The 8,279-nt window shown below is 38.0% G+C and carries 5 protein-coding genes; 2 read left to right on the top strand and 3 right to left on the bottom strand.

Features of this window, described 5'->3' with window-relative positions; genetic code table 11:
• Positions 1 to 382: T9SS type A sorting domain-containing protein (locus tag BLW28_RS14215; protein ID WP_143036902.1), on the top strand; the 382-nt coding region annotated here is incomplete at its 5' end.
• Positions 383 to 542: 160 nt separating this feature from the next.
• Here BLW28_RS14215 and BLW28_RS14210 read toward each other — a convergent pair.
• From BLW28_RS14210 to BLW28_RS14200, 3 genes are all read right to left on the bottom strand, one after another.
• Complete coding sequence (locus BLW28_RS14210; protein WP_073221485.1) at positions 543 to 3,533, bottom strand: DNA polymerase III subunit alpha; 2,991 nt, start codon at positions 3,531 to 3,533, stop codon at positions 543 to 545.
• Positions 3,533 to 4,750 carry a DNA polymerase IV gene (gene dinB / locus BLW28_RS14205; protein WP_073221488.1) on the bottom strand — a complete coding sequence of 406 codons (1,218 nt, stop codon included), beginning with the start codon at positions 4,748 to 4,750 and terminating at the stop codon, positions 3,533 to 3,535. The genes BLW28_RS14210 and dinB overlap by 1 nt, the downstream gene beginning before the upstream one ends.
• Before the next feature lie 402 nt (positions 4,751 to 5,152).
• A complete protein-coding gene (locus BLW28_RS14200) occupies positions 5,153 to 5,611 on the bottom strand; it encodes a DUF4168 domain-containing protein (RefSeq protein ID WP_073221490.1) in 459 nt (152 codons plus the stop codon).
• A 271-nt stretch (positions 5,612 to 5,882) separates the two neighbouring features.
• Between BLW28_RS14200 and BLW28_RS14195 the strand changes: the two genes are divergently transcribed.
• Positions 5,883 to 8,045 (top strand): S46 family peptidase, encoded by a 2,163-nt coding sequence (locus BLW28_RS14195; protein ID WP_073221493.1) that lies wholly within the window; start codon positions 5,883 to 5,885, stop codon positions 8,043 to 8,045.
• The last annotated feature ends 234 nt before the right edge of the window (positions 8,046 to 8,279 follow it).

Genomic DNA, 8,279 nt, shown 5'->3' with positions numbered 1-8,279 from the left:
AAGCACAATATTAGAGGCAGGAGATAATGTTTACAGTTTCTCTGTAGACGCAAACAATTCGTTGAGCATTGCAACAGACCGTTTCTCTATAAGAACAGAGCAACGTCTTGGAGTTGATGACAATAGCTTGCTTTCAGGTATTCGCCTCTACCCTAACCCATTGAATGGAGACACATTCTACATCAATGCACCAAAATTAAACGGGGAGCAATTATTGGTTAGCATTAGCGACCTGACAGGAAGAAGCATCTACGAGCAGACTTTAGATTGCAGTGCTAATACAGTAACTGTACCTATGGCAGGAAACATTGCTTCTGGTGTTTATCTTGTAACTCTTAATCACGGTGGCGAAGCTCATACCTTTAGAGTAATAAAAGAGTAATTACAGAAACTTCCATTTGCATTTACGCAAACGGAAATATAAATTATTTTTTAATAAGAAGGGAAAGGAACCTGTAATGGGTTCTTTTCTTTTGTTTAGAAGGGACGGTGAGTCAGTAAACAGTAATTTAATAACTCTAGTAACCCAACATCTTAGCGACTCAACTCGAAACCGATTTCTGAGTTTTTTGTTCCTCGGCGAATCTTGGGTCTGGAAGTCTAGGTACTTTGACGATCTGGGTGGTTGTTATTGCATAATAGCCCAAATCTTCACTAACAGTTCCTTTAATCCAATAGACACCTATTCCTGCTAAGGGATATTTTGCCATTACTTTTGGGAACTGAACTGTATCAAAACACTTACCTTCTCTATCTAGAAATGTGGAAAATGCCATATAATCTCCTTTAGAAGTTTTGGTGGTTTTTGAGGTTACTAATTTCCCGAGAATTGTAATTTGTTTGTTTACAAAGTCCTTTAAATCTCTTGCGTTGCTTATGGGATATTCGCCTGGTTTTATAAATCTGAAATCATCGTGAAGCGTAAACCCCAATAGTTCTAAATTATCATAGGCATCAATAATCTGTTCGCTTTTTAATGTCGGTAAGTTATAATCAACTCTTTTGGCTTTAAATAATTGAGGCTGAAGTTCTTTATTTTTTATTGAATGATGGCTAAGATGCGCAAACCACATCAACTTGTGTTTGTTGGGTTCTAAACTTCTAAAAGCATTTAAACGAATGAGTAATAACAGTTGCTCCAAACCGAGTTTACACCTATCCAAAAAGTCATTGAAATCTTTGAAGAAGCCAAACATTTGTCTTTCATTAAGTATTTTCTGGACACTTCTGTGTTCCAAGTTTTTTGTCATTCCAAAACCTAAGTAGACCGTTTTTCCTTTTATGCAATTACCGTGGTCGCTATTGTTAATACAAGGGGATTCAACGATACCTCCACATCTGAATATTTCGTTGATATAGGTGTCTATATTGTAAAATCCGCCGCCATTATTTAGCACCGCAGTCATAAATTCCAAAGGGAAATACTTTTTTAAATATAAACTCTGATAACTTTCTACTGCATAGGAAGCCGAATGCCCTTTCGCAAAAGCATAACCAGCAAAGGCTTTGATTTGATCCCAGACTTCTTCAATTACTTTTGGAGTGTATCCTTTCGCTTTACAGTTTTCATAAAACTTTTTCTCTAGTGCATCAAACTGTTCCTTGCTCCTGCCCTTGCCACTCATTCCCCTTCGCAATACATCTGCTTCCGCCAAGCTAAGACCAGCAAAGTAATGCGCTACCTTTAAAACATCTTCTTGATACACCATCACGCCATAAGTATCGGACATTATTTCCATAAGTACGGGATGTGCTTCTGTTCGTTTTTCGGGAAAGCGATGGCGTTCTATATAGGTGTTTTTCATTCCTCCGTTTGTAACTCCTGGACGAATGATAGAACTAGCTGCGACAAGCCCTAAATAATCCTGAGTTTGTAACCGCGTCATCAAAGTGCGCATGGCAGGCGATTCTACATAAAACACGCCCATACAATCCCCCACTTTCAGTAAGTCATTAATTGCTGGATCATTTTTAAAAGGGGCGGTATCATCAATGTTTTTAATGGTTGCATTAGGTTGGTTCTCTTTTATGAGTTCAATGGCATCCTTAATTTTTGAAAGTCCCCGTTGTGCGAGAATATCAAATTTGAAAATACCTACAGCTTCTGCAATGTGCATATCAATTTGTAAAGTCTGAAAACCTTTTGGAGGCATAAAGGTGGCGCAATAGGCTTGTACAGGATTTTTAGTAATAACAATCCCGCCAGAATGCACACTCAAATAATTTGGAAACCCATGTATAAGCTTGCTATATTTTAAAACCAATTTAAAATAATGGTCGTTTTTCTTATTCTGTTTGTCGCCTTTAATAAAATCGTCTATCTCTGCTTTGGGCAGTCCAAACACCTTTCCCAATTCGCGAATAACAGCGCGGTATTGAAAGGTTACATACGTCCCCATTAAAGCTGTGTTAGGAAACCGTTCAAAAATATAACGGGTTACATCGTCCCTATCTTTCCACGAAAAATCGATATCAAAATCGGGGGGAGAAGAACGATATAGGTTTATAAAACGTTCAAAATAAAGGTCGAGTTCTATGGGGTCTACATTCGTAATTCCCAAAACATAAGCCACCACACTGTTGGCACCACTCCCCCGACCTATGTAAGGATAATCGTTTTTAACTGCATATTGAACAATATCGTAATTGATGAGAAAATAAGACACAAAATCCATCTGACGGATGGCATTGAGTTCCTTTTCAATACGCTCGGTGATTTTAGAATCGACGGTTTTATAACGAGATTCTATTCGTTCTTCAACCAAAGCTATCAACCGATTGTAATCTGCTTCAGCATTTTCTAAATAAGTAGCTTGATTCTGATTCTCTCGCTTCTCATCAAATTTAAAGTCAATTGTACAGGTATTTAAAATTGCTTGCGTATTGGACAATATATGCTCAAAACCCTCAAACAAGCTGTCAAGTTCCTTTAAGGAATACATTTTATCTTTTGTAGCTCCCTGTTCTGCTTCTGGCAATTTGCTCAAGACAATGTTAAGGTCTATACAACGTAATAACCTGTGAATATTGACATGGACTTGATTGCAAAAGGTTACGGGTTGCAATAACACCAACTTATCTGTGTGCGATTTGAGGTGTGAAAACTTCAGCTTGTTCAGTTCTGTTACAGAAATCCCGATGTACCAATTGGGCGCAAATGTTTCCAATTCAAACTCCAGTACTTTTTCAAAAGGAATAATGGCAATAACATCTGAAAATGAAGGTGGAATTTCTGGGAACTCCTTATGACTGTGTAAGTGTTGGGTAAGAAATTGATTTATCTCCAAATACCCGTGATTGTTCTTTGCCAAACAAACGTAACACCGAGTGTTTCCGTTACGGATATCGGCACCCACAATGGGTTTAATGTTTTCTTTGGTTGCTCCTCGTATAAATTCCAAACAAGCCGAAGTACTATTTATATCGGTAAGCGCCAATTGTTCAACAGCGTTTTTTTTTGCCAACTCCAACAATTGGAGTACCGAAAGCACCCCATAGCGCAACGAGTAATATGTATGGCAGTTCGTGTACATTATTGCTGTCTATGTGCTAACAGAACGGGAGGCTCGCCATCAAATGGATTGCGCCCAGAGATTACAGAGCGAACATCTAGTGTGGACGCTTTCATTATACTTCCCGCTCCAAAACGATTTCGGATATGGTCTAAAGACTTATATAGATTTAATGTTTTTTCATTGTCGTCAAAAAGACTGATTTGATAATGCCCACCCACCAAATGTGAAAACTTTACGCCTATTAATCGCACTAAAATCCGTCTGTTATAAAGTTTATTGAAAAGCTCCATAACCACTGGCGTGAGAATATGGTCTGCACTGGTGTAGGGAATTCGAATTTGCTTGTTATAGGTTTGGAAATCGGAATACCTGATTTTTACTGAAACACATCCCGTCATTTTATTGCCCAATCGCAATTGGTAACAAAGCGTATCGACCATAGCAATAAGGGTATCGCGAAGTTTTTGCACATCAATCGTATCCATATTGAAGGTGCGTTCGTTGGAAATCGATTTGCGCTCACAATAGGGAGTAACAGGCGTATTGTCTATACCATTGGCGCGATTCCAAATGGTTTGCCCATTTTTCCCCATTACGGAAATAAGCATTTCCACAGGCATTTCTTGTATTAGTTTTATGCGGTCAATTCCTAAATGAATTAAAGTTTGAGCCGAAGCTTTGCCAACCATAGGAATTTTACGAATGGGTAAAGGAGCCAAGAAAGCTTTTTCGAAACCGCTATCTATTTTAAGCTGGTTGTTGGGCTTTGCCTCTCCTGTCGCAACCTTACTAACTATTTTATTTTGAGAAAGTCCGAAAGAAATGGGCAAACCAGATTCTTTAATAATCCTTTTGCGAAGTTCTGTGGCAAACTTGTAATTGCCAAAGAAGCGATCCATTCCCGTTAAATCTACATAAAACTCATCTACACTTGTTTTTTCAAATACAGGAACGGTGTCTCGGATTATATCCGTTATTAAATTGGAGTACTTCATATAAGTTCCTGAGTTCCCTCGTATCACGATGGCTTGAGGACATAGTTGCCGTGCCATTTTCATAGACATTCCAGAACGTATTCCAAACTTTCGGGTTTCATAACTACAAGCCGCAACAACCCCACGATTCCCCGTACCTCCTACCAATACAGGCTTTTTGAGCAGCTCGCTGTTTAGCAATCGCTCTACCGACACAAAAAATGTATCTAAATCGAGATGTAGTATGGACTTGTTTTGCATATTACAAAACTATGGAATAATTCCAATTGCAAGGAAATAATCCAAGTTAAAGTTTTGTACTTGGAAAAAAGAATACTACCCATCAGGATGTAAACCAATACCCTTTCCTACGCCTGAGTCACAATTCTTAAATAAACCACTATGAATTATTTTAAAACAGATTTGTCGCGCCTTGGCAGGCAGTTACTACATTCGTGAAATAGACAGAGAATCATTTGCACTCACATGTTCAAGAAACGAGTAAATTCGTTATAATTTGTGAGATTCGTGGTAAATCTTTTTAGCCCCGAGTCATTCGAGGAAAGTGAGATGCACTAAAGCACATAGTTTTAACTCTATTTGAGACCAAAAAAAAGGGAAGCCAAAACGACTTCCCTGAGATTTAAAATATTAAGCAATAAATTACTGCCCTTGACTTTTCATCAAAATATCTTGTAGACGTTGTTGCAAACTTTGGTCTTGCTGAATTACTGTCGCGAGCTCTTGAAAACGCTCAAATGTTAGTCCTTTAGACTCTATTCCTTCAATAGCTTTTTTCTCTAATGCAGGCTGCATTTTCTTCATTTTATCGGTAGCATTGGCGTGCATTTTCAGCTCGGCAGGAGTAGCATCGCTTTCCTTGTTAGGATCCATAGTAGCTTGATCAATTTCACTGAAACGCTCCACCTTCAAACCTTCATTCTGAATAATGGCAATCATTTCTTGTTGCGCTTCTTGATTTTGCATTTGCATGTTTATGTATGCATCAGCAAACTTGTTCAACTCAGCATCACTCACTTCATTTTCTTGTGCGAATGAGGCTACTGAACCTAAAACAGTTACAAACAAGAATAGGCTTTTTAATTTTAACGATTTAAACATAATTGAATTTTAAATTTTTAATACTATTTAGTTTAATAGAGACTTGAATAACTTAATAGACTTCAAAAAACACATCTTTTTAACTCCAAAAAATTAAATCTCTAAGCTTCAAAACTAAGTGTATGAGATTTCCTGACCAATTAAATAAGAAACCTTAACTTTAAATTATAATTTTCAAAAGACTGACTTAAGCTATAATTGAATTTCGATTTCGATTTCGTTTTCCCTTCCGTATTGTTATCTTGCAAGCAATTATCAAAAAACGATTTATATGAAATTATTACGCCTTCTCTTTATCTTTTTATCAGTCCCTCTTTTTGCTCAGCAAGGAGGTATGTGGATCCCCTCGCTTTTAGACGGAATGAACGAAACAGAAATGAAAAATCTGGGTATGAAAATGTCTGCCCAAGATATTTACGACGTTAACAACTCCAGTCTAAAAGATGCCATTGTACACTTTAACGGTGGCTGTACTAGTGAAATGATTAGTAACCAAGGACTTTTACTTACAAACCATCACTGTGGGTATTCTCAAATTCAAAAGCATTCCTCTTTAGAAAGCGACTATCTTGAACACGGATTTTGGGCAAAAAGCCTGAAAGAAGAATTGCCTAACCCTGGTGTTACCGCTACTTTTATTATCAAAATTGAAGACGTGACCGAAAAAATCTTGGAAGGAACAACGGCAACAATGAGCGAGGCTGACAAGCAAGGAATCATTGAGGCGAACATTGCCAAGGTAGTACAAAACTCACCTAAAGAAAAATACCAAGAAAACAGAGTTCGAACTTTTTACGAAGGCAACCAATACATGCTTTTTGTAGTTGAAACCTTTAAAGACATTCGTTTGGTAGGCGCGCCACCTTCTTCTATCGGGAAGTTTGGAAGCGATACTGACAACTGGGTATGGCCTAGACATACAGGTGATTTCGCTTTATTCAGAATTTACGCAGACAAGAACAACAACCCTGCAGAATACTCCGAAGACAATGTGCCCTACACTCCAAAACACTTTTTACCAATTTCTTTGGACGGTGTAGCTGAAAACGATTTTACAATGGTTTTTGGCTTTCCAGGATCTACAGACGAGTACTTGCCATCGGTAGCTTTAGAACAAATAGTAGAAACTATCAACCCAGCGCGAATCGCTATTCGTGATGCGGCTTTGGCAATTGTAGACGAATATATGCGTGCCGATCCGCAGATTAAAATTCAATATGCTTCTAAGTTTGCTAGAATCGCGAACTACTGGAAAAAATGGAGAGGCGAAACCCTTGGTTTAACAAAATCGAATGCTGTTGGCATTAAAAAGGATCAAGAGCGCGACCTTACTGCACAAATGAAAAAGAAAGGCAAGCAAGCGGAATATGGAAATCTATTGCCTCAGTTTGAAACATACTACACTCAAATAGAGCCTTATTCCCTAGCTCGTGAATACTTTTTAGAAACCGCCTTGCGAAATGTAGAGTTACTTACCACTGCATTCCAAGTCTATCAATTGAAACAAGCATACGAAAATCGCGGGGAACAATCGTTTAACGACAGAAGAGACAACCTGATTGCTTCTATGAATGTAAAGTATAAAGACTATAGCAGCAAAGTTGATAAAGACGTTTTTGAAGTTCTTATCGCGTTATATGCTGAAAAAGTTGACGAACGTTTTCTACCTGATTCATTTAAAAACATGGATGTAGAAAGGCTGACTGAAGATGTATATAGCAACTCAGCATTTACAAATTTTGAATCGTTTAAAGCTTTATTAGAAGGCGATGCTGAAACCGTTATGGCTAAGCTAGAGAAGGATCCTGGATATCAAGTTGCTAGAGATATGGCCGATGCTTATTTCACTAAAATTGCTCCAGACTATGAAGCATTAAGACTGAATATTTCTGGCCTAGAGCGTGATTATATGAAAGCGTTGTTAGAACTTAGTCCGAAGGATGCTAGAATCTTCCCTAATGCCAATAGCACAATGCGTGTAACCTACGGACAAGTGAAAGGATATTCTCCTGCCGATGCCGTTTATTACGAGCCTGTAACCCACTTAGACGGAGTTATGGAAAAATACATTCCAGGCGATTATGAATTCGACGTGCCTCAGAAGCTTATCGACTTATACAACAGTAAAGATTACGGACCTTATGCCGAAAACGGTAAAATCCCTGTAAACTTTATCGGAACCAACCACACCACAGGTGGAAACTCTGGAAGTCCAGCAATTGACGCCCACGGAAACCTGATAGGTTTGAACTTTGACCGTGTTTGGGAAGGAACTATGAGCGATTATTACTACGATCCATCTTTATCGCGAAACATTATGGTTGATATTCGATACGTACTTTTTATCGTTGATAAATACGCCGGCGCCACAAACCTGATTGACGAAATGAAGCTTGTACATCCTAAAAAAGGAAAGTCTAAGAGGAAGAAATAAGGCTAATGGCTAATGGCTAATGGCTAATGGTTAATGGTTAATGGTTAATGGTTAATGGTTAATGGTTAATGGAAAAAAGTCAATCCTAAATTAATAAACCACGAATACACGAATTATAAGTTTTTATTTTCGTGAATTCGTGGTTTTTTTTGACATATAAACTCAATTATAAGTAGAGACTTTTTTTACCCTAGTCGAGCTCGGACAGCCACCCCGTTTGCATTTTATTACAAA

Source organism: Aequorivita viscosa, from assembly GCF_900106795.1.
In the GTDB taxonomy this organism is placed as follows: Bacteria; Bacteroidota; Bacteroidia; order Flavobacteriales; family Flavobacteriaceae; genus Aequorivita; species Aequorivita viscosa.
This window is presented reverse-complemented; position numbering and strand designations above follow the sequence as displayed.